Here is a 16,639-nt window from a genome sequence, read left to right on the forward strand (position 1 = left end):
GGGGGAAGCTTTTGAAACGAAATATTATCTCCGTTTTTCTTATTCTGTTCTGCTTTATCCTCCAGTCCAGCGTGCTGCCTGCCGTTGCGTTCAGCGGTATCAAGCCGAACCTGCTCATCATACTGGTAGCGGCCTACGGTTTTATGAACGGTGAAAAAAACGGAATGCTGATTGGCTTTTTCTGCGGCCTTCTTGCAGACATTTTCAGCGGGAATGTAATAGGCCTTTATGCGCTGCTTTATATGCTGACCGGCTACGTCAACGGCACCTTCCAGAGGATGTTTTATCCGGAGGATATCAAGCTGCCGTTGATTCTGATTTTAGTAAGTGATATCGGCTATAATTTCGTATGCTACTGTCTGCTGTTCCTGTTGAGGGGACGGCTTGAACTGGGGTATTATTTCCTGCATGTGATACTGCCGGAAGCCGTATATACGATAGTGATAGCCTTTGCGGTATATCCGCTGCTTCTGCTGATACATAAAAGGCTGGAAGCCGCGGAAAAAAGGAGTATGGAATAATTGTTTGAGAGATTCAGAGACAACTTTTTTAACTTTATAAACTCCAGGCTGATTGTACTGACTCTTGTTGTGCTTCTTATGGGCGGCGTTCTGATTCACAGGGTTTTCGTCCTGCAGATTGTCAACGGGGAAAATTACCTGAACGAATTTTCCCTGAAGATCAAAAAGGAACGCTCCATTCCCAGCTCCCGGGGCAAGATTTTCGACCGGAACGGCAAGCTTCTTGCCTACAATGATCTTGCTTACTCCGTGACCATAGAGGATGTGTATGAATCAGATAAGAACAAAAACAAAAATCTGAATGCCACGCTGCTGGAAACCATCCACATTATTGAAGGCAACGGAGACAGCGTTATTAGTGATTTTAACATTTTTTTAGATAAAAACGGGGAGTATGCCTTCAGCGTGTCGGATACGAAGCTGCTTCGTTTCCTGGCGGATATTTACGGACATGCTTCCATTGACAGCCTGAAGGAAAAGGAAAAAAATGCCACACCTCAGGATGTGATAGATTTTATGGCCACCAATTATGGTATTGGCGAACGGACGGATCCGGATGACAGAACCACCTTTGTACCCGGAAAAGGCTATACGAAGGAAGAAGTATTGAAGCTTGTCATTATCCGCTATGCCATGAGTGCCAACAGCTTCCAGAAATACATACCCACAACCATTGCCACGGATGTGAGCGAGAAAACGGTAGCGGCGGTCAAGGAGAACAATGATGCGCTGCTGGGGATTGATATTGCGGAGGATACCATAAGACGGTATGTAGACGGCACCTATTTTTCCCATATAATCGGCTATACCGGAAAGATTTCCTCAGAGGAGCTTAAGAGCCTGAATGAAGAAACGAGTCAGGGTGGGGATGATGAGGGACGGTATGAAATGAATGATACCGTAGGAAAATCCGGAATTGAAAAGGTGATGGAAACCTATCTGCAGGGTGAGAAGGGCCGGGAAACCATATATGTGGATAACCTGGGCAAGGAAATTGATTCGGAGGGACGGGTGGAGCCTGTCGCCGGTAATGATGTTTATCTCTCCCTGGATGCCGATCTCCAGGAGGCTATATATAATATCCTGGAGCAGAGCATTGCCGGCCTGCTTCTTGAAAAAATTGAAAATATCAAGGAATTCAATCTGGCGCCCAATGCAAAGACCTCCGGTATAAGGATTCCGATAGATGATGTATATTTTGCACTGTTCAATAACAATGTAATCAATCTGGACCATCTGGCCTCTCCTCAGGCAGAGGAAAACGAAAAAGCGGTCTACGAGGCCTTCCGCCAGAAGAAGGAAAAGGTATGGAACTGGCTGACACAGGAGCTGTATCAGGACAGGACTCCTTATAATCAGCTGAAGGAAGAGTATCAGAGCTACGAAAGCTATATCGTAACCAATCTTCTTATTAATGATACCAGGGTCCTGAAGGTGGATACTTCCGATGAGGTTTACAGGACATGGACGGAAGAGGAAACGATTTCCCTGAGTGAATTCCTGGAATATGCCATTGCCCAGAACTGGGTGGACGTGAGCCGTCTGGATATGGATACGCAGTATGCGGATTCTTCTGAGGTTTTCGACCGTCTGGCGGAATATATCAGCCAGGAGCTGGAAAAGACATCCTTTTATAAAAAATTGTATAAATATATGATCCGGGATAATTCAATCAGCGGGAAACAGGTATGCCTGGTACTGATTGAGCAGCAGATTGTTTCTGTTTCTGAGGAACAGCGCGCGGCCCTGGAAAATGGCAGTGTTTCCGCATATCAGTTTATGCGGAAGCTAATAGAAAACCTGCAGATTACGCCTGCACAGCTGGCGCTTGATCCTTTTTCAGGCTCCTGCGTTGTGGTGGATCCCAATACCGGTGAGGTGCTGGCGCTTGTCAGCTATCCCAGCTATGATAATAATAAGCTGGCAAACGGTATTGATGCGGAGTATTATGCATCGCTTCAGAACGATTTGTCCCTGCCTTTGTGGGACTATGCAACGCAGATGCGCTCGGCGCCGGGGTCTACCTATAAAATGGTGGTTGCTTCCGCCGCGCTGATGGATGGTATCATCAATCTGTCCAGTACGGTAGACTGTGTGGGAACCTTTACACGGTACTCTGATATTGTCATGAGATGCTGGAACAGATCCGGACACGGCAATCTGAATGTAACCGAGGCAATCACGCATTCCTGCAACTATTTCTTCTATGAAATGGGCTACCGTTTTGGCCAATCAGGAGATCCGGAGAGCGGTACAGACTTCAATCTGGCTAATGAACGGATGCGTGAGTATGCGGATCTTTATGGGCTGACGGAAAAATCCGGCATCGAAATTGAAGAATCCGCACCCCAGTTTTCCCTTGTCAACCCTTCCCAGTCCGCTATCGGGCAGGGCGAGCATAACTACACTACCGTAGGGCTTGCCAGATATGTGGCGACAGTTGCCAACAGCGGTACCTGTTATAACCTGAGCCTGCTTGATAAAGTAACGGATCGAAGCGGAAACCTGCTGAAAGATTTTTCACCGGAAGTACGCAATACCATAGAAATGCCGACCTCCTACTGGGATGCCATTCACCGCGGTATGCGCGGTGTAGTGGAGGCCAAAAAGTATTTTGTTGATTCAGGCATCATTGCCGCCGGTAAGACAGGTACAGCGGAGGAAAGCAAGACACGGCCGCCGCATGCCGTATTCGTGGGCTATGCGCCCTTTGACAAACCGGAAATCGCCCTCGCCACCAGAATCGGAAACGGTTATTCCTCCGATTATGCGGCGCAGATTTCCTGTAAGGTAATGCAGTACTACTTTAACCCGGAAAAGGAAGAAGAAATTATCAGCGGCACCGCAAACCATCTTGAGGCGGTTACCTCTGCAGGAGACTGATAACCGATGCGTGCCGGAACACACTGACGGGAGCAGGATTGAAGTTTTCAATTCCCCTTAAGCAAAGGTGTGCAAGGGCACACAGACGGGAGTAAGCGATGAAAAATGCCGTAATTGTTAAAAGCTTTCAGAACGGGCTTATCCTGTATCTGGACAAAGAAATAGAATTCGAAGAGCTGCTGGAAGAAGCAGCGGCAAAATTTAAGGAATCGGAGCGCTTCTTCAAGGATGCCGCCGTGGCGGTATCCTTTGTGGGACGTAGCCTGACTCTGGAAGAGGAAACCAGGCTGGTGGAAGCCATTATGGACAATTCCAGCCTGAACATCACCTGCATTGTCGGCAGGGATGAAGAAACCGAGAGGTTTTATGCCAGAGCCCTGGAGTGCGTCGGAAGGAAGAAGGCGCAGGAGGAATCTGCCGGGCAGTTCTACCGGGGAACCCTGAGGAAGGGACAGATTCTGGAAACCGAATCAAGCATAATAGTTCTGGGAGATGTCAATCCGGGATCCAGCGTGATTTCGGCCGGAGACATCGTCGTACTGGGAAGCCTGCGCGGCAATGCCTATGCGGGCGGCAGCGGACGATCGGAGCATTATGTGGCAGCGCTTGAAATGGCCCCGCAAAAAATTAAAATCGGGGATTTCAAATATATTACCAATGAAAAAAGTAAATGGGCCTTCGGGTCCAAAAGGGAGGAACGGACAGACGGGAATCCCGGAGGAATACAGCCGCAGATGGCTTATGTGGAAAATAACAGCATAATCCTGAAACCAATTACGAATGAATTACTGAACGCCCGCTGAAAAAGGGACGCTCAGGGGACAAATATTTCTCACCGGAGGTATTTGCATGAGTGAAGTAATTGTTGTTACGTCAGGAAAAGGCGGTGTGGGCAAAACGACCACGTCCGCAAACGTAGGGACCGGCCTGGCTGCCATGGGCAAAAAAGTCGTTCTGATAGATACCGATATAGGTCTTCGGAATCTGGATGTGGTCATGGGGCTGGAAAACCGGATCGTATACAATCTGGTGGATGTGGTTGAAGGCAACTGCCGTGTAAAGCAGGCATTAATCAAGGACAAGCGCTACAGCAGCCTGTATCTGCTTCCTTCCGCCCAGACCAGGGACAAAACATCCGTCAATGAAAGCCAGATGATCAAACTGATTGAGCATCTGAAAAGCCAGTTTGATTACATCATTCTTGACTGTCCGGCAGGCATTGAACAGGGCTTTAAGAATGCCATAGCCGGCGCGGACCATGCGCTTGTTGTCACTACGCCGGAGGTTTCCGCCATCCGCGATGCGGATCGCATCGTCGGCCTGCTGGAAGCCCATGAATTTTCAAAAATCGACCTGGTCATCAACCGTATGCGCTTTGATATGGTGAGAAGAGGAGATATGATGACGCCTGATGACGTGGTTGACATTCTCTCCATTCCTCTTATTGGTATTGTGCCGGACGATGAAAATGTGGTTATTGCCACTAACCAGGGCGAACCGCTTGTAGGGAACAACACGCTGGCAGGACAAGCCTATCAGAATATCTGCCTCAGAGTCCTGGGAAAGGAAGTGCCATTCCTGGATCTGGAACATCCGGTCTCCTTGTGGGCAAGGTTTACCGGAATATTTCATAAGAGTCAGGAGGGGCGGATATCATGAGATTACCTAATTTATTCAAAAAGAAGAGTTCCAGGGAAATTGCAAAGGACAGGCTTAAAATCCTCCTTATCTCAGACCGGGCCGGCTGTTCGCCTGAAATGCTGGATATGATTAAGCAGGATATCGCCAAGGTTATTTCCAAGTACATGAAAATAGACACAAACAATATGGAAATCCAAATCAGTAAATCCACCATCCGGGGCAGAGGCAAAAACCCGACCCTGTATGCGGACATTCCAATCCTGGATCTCCATAACTAGCTCGGATACACTGTCTGCCGTACATTTCCGGTGCGGCGGACCGGAGGAAAGAATGCTGAAAAGATACAAACTAAGAAATTACGACTTTAAACTGATTCTGTTGGTGCTTGCCATATCCATAATTGGTATTATGGCTGTGGGAAGCGCTAAGGAATCTCTGCAGAGCAAGCAGATTGCCGGTGTGGCGATGGGAATTGTCCTCATGATATTCATTTCATTGATTGACTATTCCCAGCTGCTTCGGCTATACTGGTTCTATTATATTTTTTCCATAAGTATACTGGTTGCGGTTTTGATATGGGGAGAAAAGGTGAACGGCGCCAGGCGGTGGATCGATATTCCGCATCTGTTTCAGTTCCAACCGTCAGAAATTGCAAAAATTTTATTGATTTTATTCTATGCACAGTTTATTATGAAATATAAGGAGAAGTTTAATACATTTAAAATACTTCTCTTGTGTGTGGTGTTGATGCTGCCGGCTATTATTCTTGTATACAAAGAGCCTAACCTGTCCACGACAATTCTGTACTGCATTATTTTCTGCGTACTGATGTTTGTGGGCGGCCTTAACTACAAAATAATAGGAGGAGTTTTAGCTGTGGTTGTGCCGTCTCTGGCGATCGCTTTTTATCTGGTGATGCAGCCCGGACAGCAGCTGATTGAGAATTATCAGCTGACCCGTATCCTGGCATGGCTGAATCCGGAGAAATATGCGGATGCCGAGGCCTATCAGCAGCTCAATTCGGTGATGGCTATAGGTTCGGGCCAATTATGGGGGAAAGGCCTGAACAACAATGTAATAGCGTCAGTAAAGAACGGCAATTTCATTTCAGAACCTGAGACAGACTTTATTTTTGCCGTAATCGGGGAAGAGATGGGGTTCGTGGGCGCCTGTATTGTGATCGTACTGCTCATGCTTATCGCATTGGAATGCATTTCCATTGCCAGAACAGCCAAGGACACCTCCGGAATGATAATTGCTTCCGGTATGGCCGCGGTGATAGGCTTCCAGAGCTTTATGAATATCGCGGTAACCACAATGATTATGCCGAATACAGGAATTCCGCTTCCCTTTGTCAGCAACGGTATGACGTCTCTGCTGAGTCTGTTTATAGGAATGGGATTCGTACTGAACGTTCGATTACAGAGAAAAAATTTATACTAGTATAGGAGAAGGTTGCTATGAATATTGCATTGATTGCGCATGACGCAAAGAAAAAGCTTATGCAGAACTTCTGCATTGCTTACAGAGGAATTTTGACTAAAAACGAGCTTTTTGCTACGGGTACGACAGGAAGGCTGATTGAAGAAGTGACCAATCTGAACGTCCACAAGTTTCTTGCCGGGCATTTGGGAGGCGAACAGCAGATAGGGGCACAGATTGAACACAATGAAATCGATCTTGTAATTTTCCTTCGGGATCCGCTGACACCCAAGTCCCATGAACCGGATGTCAATAATGTGGTGCGCCTGTGCGATATCCATAATATTCCGCTTGCTACCAATCTTGCAACTGCAGAACTGTTAATCAAATCACTTGACAGAGGGGATTTGGAATGGCGTGAAATGTACAAGTAATCTGAAGAAGAAATTCCTTGCCAGGGCAGCCTGTGTCTGTTTGCTGTTTTCGGTGTCCGCCGGGACGCTTGGCGGCTGCGGCAATAAGGAAATACCCTTTGCCTATAACCCCAATTATGAGGTGTCCAGCTATCGGGTTGTAAATGAAGTATCCAGCGTTGTTGCTTCTTCCTTTGCAGAGAACCTCTGTGTGGTGAACAGTGATGTGGGAACCGACAACCAGGCTGTTGACATGACGGAAGCCACGTCAGCCGGACTTTTTGATCTTAACAGCAATAAAGTCATGTATGCCAAGAATATTCACGAAAGGCTCCAGCCGGCCAGCCTGACCAAGATTATGACTGCGCTGGTTGCGCTTAAGTACGGCAATCCGGACGATTTAATCACGGTAACCGATGAAGCGGCCATTACGGAATCCGGCGCTGTCCTCTGCGGCTTGAAGACGGGAGATCAGCTGACCCTGAACCAGGCGCTGCATGCCCTGCTCATCCATTCCGCCAACGATGCCGCAGCAGCCATTGCTGTTCATATCGGAGGGAGCCTGGACGGCTTTGCGGAGCTGATGAACCAGGAAGCACTGGCAATCGGAGCGACAAACAGCCATTTTGTGAATCCTCACGGACTGACTGAGGACAATCATTATGTTACGGCATATGATTTGTATCTGATATTTAATGAAGCATTAAAGAATGACCTGATTAACGAAATCATTCATATGACCAGTTATGAAACGGTGTTTATGGACAAGGACGGCAAGTCCAAAACTTTTTCCTTTACGACAACCAATCAGTACCTGAAAGGGACTTACAAAGCGCCGGAGCAGGTTACTGTTATCGGAGGAAAGACGGGAACGACCAGCGCGGCCGGAAACTGCCTGATCCTTCTCTCCAAGGACACCTCAGGGAATCCTTATATTTCCGTAATTCTCCATTCTTCGGACAGGGCAGTCCTCTATACGGAGATGACAGAGCTTTTAAATGTAATTAATTAAAAAGGTTGTTTTTTAATCAGATATCAACTATAATAATATCATATTTAAAAGGCGTGTAAGAATCGCCAATTTACTTTAGGAGGGATTACAATGGTTCAGTTAATCGTAGGCAAGAAGGGGAAAGGCAAGACAAAACAATTATTGGATAAAGTAAACACCGAAGTAAAAGAAGTCTCCGGAAATATTGTCTATCTGGACAAAAGTACGAAGCATATGTTTGAACTGAATAACAAGGTAAGGCTGATTGATGTTTGTGAATTCATGGTGGAGAACAGCTCCGAATTTATCGGTTTTATCTGCGGTATCGTTTCCCAGGACCGTGACCTTGAAAAGATGTTTTTAGACAGCTTCCTGAAGATCGCCTGTCTGGGTGATGATGGTGATATCCTTCCGGTAGTTGAAAAGTTGGAAAAAGTCAGTGAAAGTTTTGGCGTTGATTTCGTTCTCAGTGTTTCTAAGGACGAGCAGGAATTGCCCGAAAGCCTGAAATCGAAGATTATTGTATCTCTTTAAAATAAAGGATAAAAGCCTCGGATGCTTTCCGGGGCTTTTTTAAACGGATTGTTGCCGCAGGGAGGCACCAGCGGAAGCAGCTGGAGGCACCGGCGGAGGAAATGAAAAAAGTGACCCGGAGGAATGTGGATTGGCTGGCAGGAATAACGGTAAAATCAGACAATACAGGAAACCGCTGAATATTAATCTGGGGATAATTATCTTTAGTGTTATTTTCATCTATATTGTTATCTGCGTTTTCCTTTACTTTACGGATAAACATATTATGGGGTACGAGGTAAAGACGGGTTCTCTTTCCGTCGGCAATGTATATCAGGGGATCGCGCTCAGACAGGAAACCATTGTCATGAGCACGGATTCCGGATACATAAATTACTATGCGAGGGAAGGGGAAAGAGTCGGTTCCGGCAAGCTGGTGTGCAGCATTGATGAAAGCGGCCAGCTCAAGGAGCTGTTCGATGCCAATAAGGCGGAGGATACGCAGCTGTCTGACAGCGATCTTTCCGATATCCGGAGTGAAATTACAGGCTATATGAACGGCTTTGACAGGAAACAGTTCTCCGGGGTATATGATTTCAAATACTCTCTGGAGGGTACGGCGCTGAAGCTTGCCAACATCAATGTGCTGCAGGATCTGCAGTCACTGAATTCTTCCGCCTCTTCCCTGATAACGCTCTGCAGCGCGCCGGTTTCCGGCATTGTGGTTTATTCCACTGATGGCTTCGAGGCGGTTTCGGCGGATCAGATTACCGCTGATATGTTTGACAGGGAGAAGTATGAGAAGAAGCAGCTGATAAACAATGACCTTGTGGCGGCGGGAGATACGCTGTACAAGCTCTCCACGGATGAAAACTGGTCTATTGTCATCCAGATGGATGCGGAGCGTGCGCAGGAGCTTCTGGAGGAAGACTATGTACAGGTACGTTTCCTGAAAAACCAGTTCAGTTCCTGGGCCAAAGTGAATGTGCTCAATAATGCGGACGGGAATACTTACGTAAAGCTTGACTTCAATAATTCCATGATAACCTTCTGTGCGGACCGCTTTATTGATATTGAACTGGTTACCAAAGAGGAACAGGGGCTGAAGGTGCCCAATTCCGCCATAGCGGAAAAGGAATTTTTCCTCATCCCCAAGGATTATGTAACCAAAGGAAATAACAGTGAAAACGGGGTTTTGAAGGAAACCTATACGGAAAACGGGGAAGTTACGACAGAGTTTATTGCCACCTCCATTTATTATGAAACGGATGATGATTACTACATCGACAATTCCATCCTGGAGCTGGGCAACAATCTGGTGAAGCCCGATTCCACGGACAAGTATACCATATCCCGCAGCGCTACGCTGATCGGGGTTTATAATATTAACAAGGGCTATGCCGATTTCAAGGAAATACAGATCCTGTCCCAGAATGATGAATACGCGATAATCAAATCCAATACGACCTATGGACTGAGCGCTTATGATCGGATTGTGCTGGATGCGGAGACGGTGAACGGGGACGAATTTATCAATGACTGACGTTAGCTGAAAGGAGAGGCATATGATTAAGGAGAATCTGAACAGAGTACAGGAGAACATCAGGAATGCCTGTGCCAGGGCGGGACGGAAGGAAGATGAGGTCACCCTGATTGCGGTCAGCAAAACCAAGCCGGTTTCCATGCTGGAGGAGGCCTATGCGCTGGGTGTCCGGGATTTCGGGGAAAACAAGGTACAGGAGCTGGTAGACAAGGCAGGGCAGCTGCCGGAGGATATCCGCTGGCATATGATTGGCCATCTGCAAAGGAATAAGGTAAAGTATATAATTGACAAGGTATACCTGATTCACAGTGTTGATTCTCTGCGTCTGGCGGAGGAAATCAGCAAGGAAGCGGTAAAGCACGGCGTTACGGCGAACATATTGATCGAGGTGAATGTGGCAGGCGAGGAAAGCAAGTTTGGCGTTTCGCCGGAGGATACGCCCGGACTTATTGAGGAGATTTCCAGGTTGCCTGCAATACAGGTGCGCGGGCTTATGACGATAGCGCCTTTTGTCGAAAAAGCTGAAGATAACAGGATAATTTTCAATGCATTACTAAAGTTATATGTTGACATAAGTAGAAAAAACATTGATAATGTACATATGGATTTTCTTTCAATGGGGATGACTGGGGATTATGAGGTGGCAGTAGAAGAGGGTGCCACCTTTGTACGCGTGGGTACGGGAATATTTGGTGAAAGATCCTACCGGATAACGGAATAGCTGTCCGGCAGTAATCATAAAGGAGATTGAGCACGATGGGTGTAATGGACAAGTTCTTGAGCTATATGAGACTGAATGGTGAAGATGATTATGATGATTACGACGAAGATGATTATGATGATTACGACGAACCTGTAGAGAAAATCTCGAAACTGACACCTAAGACGAAATCGGAGCCTGTTCAGGATGAGGAGAAGATCCGGAAGGTATCACCCAAGGTAACACCCATGCGGCAGCCCCACAAAACCGCAGGCAACGGGATGGAAGTATGTGTGATTAAGCCCACAACCATAGAAGACGCCAGAGAAATTACAGAAACACTCCTTGCAAACCGTACCGTAGTATTGAATCTGGAAGGGCTGGATGTGGACATTGCCCAGCGGATCATTGATTTTACATCGGGTTCCTGCTTTGCAATCAGCGGCAATCTTCAGAAGATTTCACATTACATATTTATAATCACGCCGGCCAGCGTGGACATTTCCGGGGACTTCCAGGAGATTTTCAGCGGTTCGGTGGATGTACCCGGATTTTCCAGTTAAGCCAGCGTAAGTTCAGTTTGTCAGCGTCGTCGCGAGGCGGCGCTTTTTTGAGGGCATAGAGACGTATTTTCAGAGATAATAAAGATAAAGGCGAGGTGGCATGATGGCAGAAAAAATGACGGTTTCTTATCAGAAGAAGCCCTGCTACGATATTGTGTTTGAGAGGAGCTTTGAAGGGCTTGCAGCGCAGCTGCAGGAGCTGCAGTGCGAAGACAGAAAGCTTTGCATTGTAACGGACTCCAATGTAGGGCCGCTGTATGCGGATGCGGTGCGTGAGGCAGTTGCCCCTGTATGTGCCGGAGTTGATATTTTTACATTTCCAGCAGGGGAGGAAAATAAGAACCTGGATACGGTAAAGCTTCTGTATTCCTTCCTGATAGAGAGGCATTATTCAAGAAAGGACTGGCTTGTTGCGCTGGGAGGAGGGGTGACCGGGGACTTAACGGGCTTTGCGGCAGCTACCTATCTGCGCGGCATTGATTTTATCCAGATCCCGACCACACTGCTTTCCCAGGTGGACAGCAGCATCGGCGGAAAAACAGGCGTTGATTTTGAACAGTATAAGAATATGGTGGGCGCGTTCCATATGCCCAGGCTGGTATATATGAATCTTGCAACATTGGCGACGCTGGAGCCGCGTCAGTATTACAGCGGTTTTGCAGAGGCCATGAAGTCCGGCCTCATCAGGGATGCCAGATATTATGAATGGCTGGTTTCCAACATGTATGAAATCTGTGACAGAGATCCTGATACGGTGGAGGAGATGGTTCGCCGCAGCTGCGACATCAAGCGTAAAATTGTAGAGAATGATCCCACGGAAAAGGGAGAGCGTGCGCTCCTGAATCTGGGACATACTATCGGCCATGCGGTGGAAAAGGCCAAAAACTTTACATTGACCCATGGGGAATGCGTAGCGCTGGGCTGTGTGGCCGCCGCGTTCATTTCCTGGAAGAAGGAGATGCTTCCCATGGAGGAATATTATGAAATCAGGGATATGTTCGTGCCCTTTAACCTGCCCATTTCTGCTGATGATTTGGACCGTGAGGAGATTTTGGAGCTTACGAAGTCGGATAAGAAAATGGAAGCGGGACACATTAAATTTGTCCTCCTTCAGAAAATCGGAAAAGCCGTGCTGGATACCACTGTAACCGAGGAGGAAATCCTGGCGGCGATAGACGAAATTAATTTTACGGAAGAGGATGCAAATGAATAAGATGAAAAAATTCTGGCTGCCGGATCTCCTGATTGTCCTGGCGGGCATTCTGCTGGATCAGTTTACCAAGTATCTGGCGGTCATATATTTGAAGGGGCAGGAAGCTGTTTCCCTGATTCCCGGCGTATTGGAACTGAGATATCTGGAAAACCGCGGCGCAGCCTTTGGCATGATGCAGGGAGGAAAAATATTTTTCCTGATCATCACGCCGATTATTCTGGCGCTGGTGGTTTATGCGATGTATAAAATGCCGTCTGTCGGCAAATACCGGATACTGCATATCCTGCTTGCCTGTGTGGCTGTTGGCGCCGTGGGCAACATGATAGACCGTATCAGGCTGGACTACGTGGTGGATTTCATCTATATCAGCCTGATAGATTTCCCGATCTTTAATGTGGCTGATATGTTTGTATCCATTGCCTGTGTGGTGGGCGCAGTCCTGATTTTGTTCAGCAATAAATATAAGGACGATGATTTCAGCTTCCTGTCATGGAAGAAGAAGGATAAAGAATAGACGGGGGAAGTGGAATGCCGGATCTGTTTCGGTTTCAGGTAACAGAAGAGTATGAAGAGGAAAGAATCGATAAGTATATGTCCATACTTATCGATTCTTTGTCGCGTTCCTTTATTCAGAAAATGATGAAGGAAGAGAAGGTGCTGGTGAATGGAAAGCCGGTGAAGGCCAATTACCGGCTGAAAACGGAGGATGAAATCTGCTTTGAGCTTCCGGAAGCGGTAGAACCGGATATTGAGCCGGAAAATATACCGCTGGACATTCTTTATGAGGATGCTGACGTGCTGGTGGTGAACAAGCCGAAGGGAATGGTCGTCCATCCGGCGGCAGGCCATTACAGCGGTACGCTGGTTAATGCGCTGATGTATCATTGTAAGGGCAGCCTTTCGGGAATTAACGGCTGTCTGCGCCCGGGAATTGTGCACCGGATTGATATGGATACCACAGGCAGCCTGATTGTCTGCAAAAATGACATTGCCCATGCCTCCATAGCCGAGCAGCTGAAGGAGCATTCCATTGTACGGCGCTACAGGGCAATTGTGTGGGGCGTAATAAAGGAAGAGGAAGGCTGCGTGGATGTGCCGATAGGAAGGCATCCTTCTGATAGGAAAAAAATGGCGGCAGGAGTCCGGAATGGGAAAGAGGCTGTCACGCATTATCGGGTTCTGGAGCGTTTCCGCAGCTATACCTATATCGAATGCAGGCTGGAAACCGGACGGACGCACCAAATCAGAGTGCATATGGATTCCATCGGGCACCCTATTCTGGGAGATCCGGTTTATGGGAACAGGAAGTGCCCTTTTCAGCTTCAGGGGCAGACCCTGCATGCCATGACCCTGGGCTTTATCCATCCGGTGACCGGAGAATATGTGGAAACCACAGCGCCCTTGCCCGGATATTTTCAGCATCTGCTTGACACTCTCCCAAAATAAATTTTTTGGGAGAAGCGGGAAATAAGCCTCTTTTTTAGCGTGCATCGTGCTGAAAACTAAATTTTTTATAAAATAAGTAAAGACTTTGTTAAAATTTTGTGCTTCAAAGTGTTGAATTATGGAATAAATTGTGCTAAATTATAAATAGTCCGTCAGCCCTTTACCGCATCATAGCGGTACAGCGGAAGAAGGCACAATCATATAACCACGATATAAGGGGTATCAACATGGAGATGGCACAATATCTTGACCGTTTACTGCTCAGGTATTCGGGCACGTTTGATATATATAAACCATACTTCATAGATGGCAAGGAGTACCCGGCTTACGGGTACTTTTTTTCACATCTGGAGAAGTATGTACTGGTACGGGAAGCCAATTTATGGGCTTCGGACAGTTATGAGCACATTCTGTTCATCACAGCGGATAAAATTACGGAAGAGCATGTGAAGGAAGCACAGGATGTGATTCAGAACTATATGGAGCCGAAGCTGGTGAGAAAGGGCGCCAGGGTGCCGGAGAAGGATCATATGTACAGCTTCCTGACGGTGATTCTGCTCAGCCAGTACCCGCCCGACAGGAATACGCTGAAAAGCGTAAAGAGATATTCCTTTGATAAGGGATACAGGTTCAACCTCAGAGGCTTCAGTACGGGGCATATGGCATTGGTCAGCATGGAGGATCGCAAGATCACATGCAACCGTGCAGCAGCGAAGAAGGTAAAGCTGCTGAAGGAGATATTTGAGGAGGTTGACGCAGGAAAGCCCGGCTTTGACGAGCTTTGTGAAAAGAAGGATGTGAAGCCCTTTTCACAGAAAGGCCGTACCGGCGACGGAGAACGGGAGCCGGAGGACGGGGAAAAACAAGGGTTATAGGACAGACGCCGGCAGGTTCCGGAGTTTTCCGGGCCACGGTTCTGTTTTTTATAACGTCACACAAGCCAAAATTTTTTAACAAACAGGAGGGATTTAGTGTGAGTGCAATTGTTCTTATTTTACTTGCTATTGTCATTTTTGTCGTAGCATACAATACATACGGCAAATATCTGGCAAAGGCGTGGGGCTTAAGCTCCCAGAATGAAACACCGGCCCATACCATGGAAGACGGTGTGGACTATGTTCCGGCGAAGACACCGATTCTGCTGGGCCACCATTTTTCATCCATCGCCGGCGCCGGTCCTATCAACGGACCTATCCAGGCGGCTCTGTTCGGCTGGGTTCCGGTATTTTTATGGATTGTTATCGGCGGTATTTTCTTCGGGGCTGTTCAGGACTTCGGCTCCATCTTCGTATCCATCCGTCATCAGGGAAAATCCCTGGGAGAGGTTATTGAGGAGAACATCGGCCATCGCTGCAAGGTGCTTTTCACCGTTTTTGCATGGCTCGTACTGCTGCTGGTTATCGCTGCATTTGCGGATATCGTAGCCGCCAGTTTTACCTGCGGCGAAGGTGTAACCGGGATATTCCCCGGTGCGGTTGAGGGTACTGCCAATGGTTCCGTAGCCATGGCATCCATCCTTTTCATTCCGCTGGCAATTATTTTCGGCGTCCTGGTTTACAGAAAGAATGCGCCGCTGATTGTTTCCACCATTGTAGGCGTGGTTCTGCTTGCTATCTGCATCGGAATCGGCCTTGTATGCCCGATTAACCTTCCCAAGAGCTTCTGGATTGGTTTTGTATTTATTTACATCTGTATTGCGTCCGTTACGCCTGTATGGATTCTGCTCCAGCCGAGAGATTATCTGAACAGCTTCCTGCTGTATTTCATGATGGTCGCGGCAATTGTGGGAATTATCGGAGCGCATCCTACAATTGTAACTCCCGCTTATGTGGGCTTCAAGGTAGGAAGCAGCTATCTGTTCCCCGTACTGTTCATCACCGTGGCCTGCGGCGCCGTATCCGGCTTCCATTCCCTGATTGGTTCCGGTACGACCTCAAAGCAGCTGGATCATGAACAGGACGCGCTGGCAATCGGATATGGTTCCATGTTAATCGAATGCGTCCTGGCAGTTATTTCCCTGATCGCTATCGGTACGCTTTCTGCAGACGGTTCCATCCCTGCGGATATGGCATCACCTACTGTAGTATTTGCATCCGCCATCAAGGGCTTTTTCGTAAAAATGGGCTTCAATGCCACTGCGGCTCAGGCAACTTATACCATCATCGCCCTGGCGGTGTCCGCATTTGCCCTGACTTCACTGGATACCGGTACGAGACTGGGACGTTTCATGTTCCAGGAGCTGTTCGCCGGAAACGGGGAAAAGAAGAACGTGCTCAGCAATATGTATGTGGCTACCATTATTACCGCTTTCTTCGGCTTCGTACTGTGCCTGGCAGGCTATCAGAATGTATGGCCGCTGTTCGGCGCCTGCAACCAGCTGGTTGCCGTACCTGCATTCCTTGCCATTGCGGTATATCTGGCTAAGACCAACAAGCCTAACCGGATGCTGTATTTCCCTATGGTATTCATGCTCGTTGCGTGTATTTCTTCCCTGATCCTTTCCTTTAAGAACAATGTTGTGAAGCTGATGGGCGGCACAGGCACTGTTATCAAGGAAGGCCTTCAGTGCGTAGTTATCATACCTATCGTTATTCTTGCTGTTATTCTTGTTGTAGAAGGCGGCAAGGTGCTTATCGATTATGAAAAAAAGAAAAAACATTAAAGAAACGGCACGATTGGAATCAGGAAAAACAGCAGAATAATATGTGTTGAAATGGCGGAAACTCCGCGGTTGTGACAGACCGGGGAGTTTTTGCTTTTTATCATTGAATTTTTATCAGTTTTTCTTTA

Annotated in this window: 17 protein-coding genes; all 17 read left to right on the top strand. The window is 47.5% G+C overall.

The annotated features are described in order from the left end of the window. The first annotated feature begins 11 nt into the window (after positions 1 to 11). The 17 genes from mreD to HMPREF1548_RS01600 all read left to right on the top strand — a co-directional run bounded on the left by mreD (position 12) and on the right by HMPREF1548_RS01600 (position 16,511). On the top strand, positions 12 to 521 hold the full coding sequence (gene mreD / locus HMPREF1548_RS01520) for a rod shape-determining protein MreD (protein ID WP_021633895.1): 510 nt from the start codon (positions 12 to 14) through the stop codon (positions 519 to 521). Then, a complete protein-coding gene (locus tag HMPREF1548_RS01525; RefSeq protein WP_021633896.1) occupies positions 522 to 3,404 on the top strand; it encodes a penicillin-binding transpeptidase domain-containing protein in 2,883 nt (960 codons plus the stop codon). Between the two features lie 98 nt (positions 3,405 to 3,502). Beyond that, entirely contained in the window at positions 3,503 to 4,207 is a 705-nt protein-coding gene (locus tag HMPREF1548_RS01530) for a septum site-determining protein MinC (RefSeq protein ID WP_021633897.1), read from the top strand. 46 nt (positions 4,208 to 4,253) lie between these two features. Then, complete coding sequence (gene minD, locus HMPREF1548_RS01535; protein WP_021633898.1) at positions 4,254 to 5,063, top strand: septum site-determining protein MinD; 810 nt, start codon at positions 4,254 to 4,256, stop codon at positions 5,061 to 5,063. Then, complete coding sequence (gene minE / locus HMPREF1548_RS01540) at positions 5,060 to 5,323, top strand: cell division topological specificity factor MinE (RefSeq protein ID WP_021633899.1); 264 nt, start codon at positions 5,060 to 5,062, stop codon at positions 5,321 to 5,323. The genes minD and minE overlap by 4 nt, the downstream gene beginning before the upstream one ends. Before the next feature lie 52 nt (positions 5,324 to 5,375). Next, positions 5,376 to 6,488 carry an FtsW/RodA/SpoVE family cell cycle protein gene (locus tag HMPREF1548_RS01545; RefSeq protein WP_021633900.1) on the top strand — a complete coding sequence of 371 codons (1,113 nt, stop codon included), beginning with the start codon at positions 5,376 to 5,378 and terminating at the stop codon, positions 6,486 to 6,488. Positions 6,489 to 6,505: 17 nt separating this feature from the next. Further along, positions 6,506 to 6,901, top strand: coding sequence for a methylglyoxal synthase (locus HMPREF1548_RS01550; RefSeq protein WP_021633901.1), 396 nt, complete (start codon positions 6,506 to 6,508; stop codon positions 6,899 to 6,901). Then, entirely contained in the window at positions 6,885 to 7,892 is a 1,008-nt protein-coding gene (locus tag HMPREF1548_RS01555; protein ID WP_021633902.1) for a D-alanyl-D-alanine carboxypeptidase family protein, read from the top strand. Before HMPREF1548_RS01550 ends, HMPREF1548_RS01555 begins: the two co-directional genes overlap by 17 nt. A 90-nt stretch (positions 7,893 to 7,982) precedes the next feature. Further along, positions 7,983 to 8,405 (top strand): hypothetical protein, encoded by a 423-nt coding sequence (locus tag HMPREF1548_RS01560; protein WP_021633903.1) that lies wholly within the window; start codon positions 7,983 to 7,985, stop codon positions 8,403 to 8,405. 130 nt (positions 8,406 to 8,535) lie between these two features. Then, positions 8,536 to 9,927, top strand: coding sequence for a biotin/lipoyl attachment domain-containing protein (locus HMPREF1548_RS01565; RefSeq protein WP_021633904.1), 1,392 nt, complete (start codon positions 8,536 to 8,538; stop codon positions 9,925 to 9,927). Between the two features lie 22 nt (positions 9,928 to 9,949). Next, the gene (locus HMPREF1548_RS01570; RefSeq protein ID WP_021633905.1) at positions 9,950 to 10,648 is read left to right on the top strand and encodes a YggS family pyridoxal phosphate-dependent enzyme; all 699 of its coding nucleotides are present in this window, start codon (positions 9,950 to 9,952) and stop codon (positions 10,646 to 10,648) included. Between the two features lie 35 nt (positions 10,649 to 10,683). Beyond that, positions 10,684 to 11,190: a cell division protein SepF gene (locus HMPREF1548_RS01575; protein ID WP_021633906.1), complete on the top strand. Its 507-nt coding sequence runs from the start codon at positions 10,684 to 10,686 to the stop codon at positions 11,188 to 11,190. 100 nt (positions 11,191 to 11,290) lie between these two features. Next, positions 11,291 to 12,403 carry a 3-dehydroquinate synthase gene (gene aroB, locus HMPREF1548_RS01580; RefSeq protein WP_021633907.1) on the top strand — a complete coding sequence of 371 codons (1,113 nt, stop codon included), beginning with the start codon at positions 11,291 to 11,293 and terminating at the stop codon, positions 12,401 to 12,403. Then, positions 12,396 to 12,917, top strand: a complete 522-nt coding sequence (gene lspA, locus HMPREF1548_RS01585) for a signal peptidase II (RefSeq protein ID WP_035320607.1) — start codon at positions 12,396 to 12,398, stop codon at positions 12,915 to 12,917. Before aroB ends, lspA begins: the two co-directional genes overlap by 8 nt. A 14-nt stretch (positions 12,918 to 12,931) precedes the next feature. Beyond that, positions 12,932 to 13,849, top strand: coding sequence for an RluA family pseudouridine synthase (locus HMPREF1548_RS01590; protein WP_021633909.1), 918 nt, complete (start codon positions 12,932 to 12,934; stop codon positions 13,847 to 13,849). 227 nt (positions 13,850 to 14,076) lie between these two features. Beyond that, positions 14,077 to 14,724 carry a DUF8052 family protein gene (locus HMPREF1548_RS01595; protein WP_021633910.1) on the top strand — a complete coding sequence of 216 codons (648 nt, stop codon included), beginning with the start codon at positions 14,077 to 14,079 and terminating at the stop codon, positions 14,722 to 14,724. A gap of 98 nt (positions 14,725 to 14,822) precedes the next feature. Beyond that, positions 14,823 to 16,511 (top strand): carbon starvation CstA family protein, encoded by a 1,689-nt coding sequence (locus HMPREF1548_RS01600; protein WP_021633911.1) that lies wholly within the window; start codon positions 14,823 to 14,825, stop codon positions 16,509 to 16,511. Positions 16,512 to 16,639 lie beyond the last annotated feature (128 nt).

Source organism: Clostridium sp. KLE 1755 (assembly GCF_000466465.2).
In the GTDB taxonomy this organism is placed as follows: domain Bacteria; phylum Bacillota; class Clostridia; order Lachnospirales; family Lachnospiraceae; genus Eisenbergiella; species Eisenbergiella porci.

Coding starts and splice junctions, on each gene's coding strand:
- HMPREF1548_RS01545 (WP_021633900.1), top strand. CDS start 5,376: ATGCTGAAAAGATACAAACTAAGAAATTACGACTTTAAACTGATTCTG.
- aroB (WP_021633907.1), top strand. CDS start 11,291: ATGATGGCAGAAAAAATGACGGTTTCTTATCAGAAGAAGCCCTGCTAC.
- HMPREF1548_RS01550 (WP_021633901.1), top strand. CDS start 6,506: ATGAATATTGCATTGATTGCGCATGACGCAAAGAAAAAGCTTATGCAG.
- HMPREF1548_RS01570 (WP_021633905.1), top strand. CDS start 9,950: ATGATTAAGGAGAATCTGAACAGAGTACAGGAGAACATCAGGAATGCC.
- HMPREF1548_RS01560 (WP_021633903.1), top strand. CDS start 7,983: ATGGTTCAGTTAATCGTAGGCAAGAAGGGGAAAGGCAAGACAAAACAA.
- minE (WP_021633899.1), top strand. CDS start 5,060: ATGAGATTACCTAATTTATTCAAAAAGAAGAGTTCCAGGGAAATTGCA.
- lspA (WP_035320607.1), top strand. CDS start 12,396: ATGAATAAGATGAAAAAATTCTGGCTGCCGGATCTCCTGATTGTCCTG.
- minD (WP_021633898.1), top strand. CDS start 4,254: ATGAGTGAAGTAATTGTTGTTACGTCAGGAAAAGGCGGTGTGGGCAAA.
- HMPREF1548_RS01530 (WP_021633897.1), top strand. CDS start 3,503: ATGAAAAATGCCGTAATTGTTAAAAGCTTTCAGAACGGGCTTATCCTG.
- HMPREF1548_RS01590 (WP_021633909.1), top strand. CDS start 12,932: ATGCCGGATCTGTTTCGGTTTCAGGTAACAGAAGAGTATGAAGAGGAA.
- HMPREF1548_RS01575 (WP_021633906.1), top strand. CDS start 10,684: ATGGGTGTAATGGACAAGTTCTTGAGCTATATGAGACTGAATGGTGAA.
- HMPREF1548_RS01595 (WP_021633910.1), top strand. CDS start 14,077: ATGGAGATGGCACAATATCTTGACCGTTTACTGCTCAGGTATTCGGGC.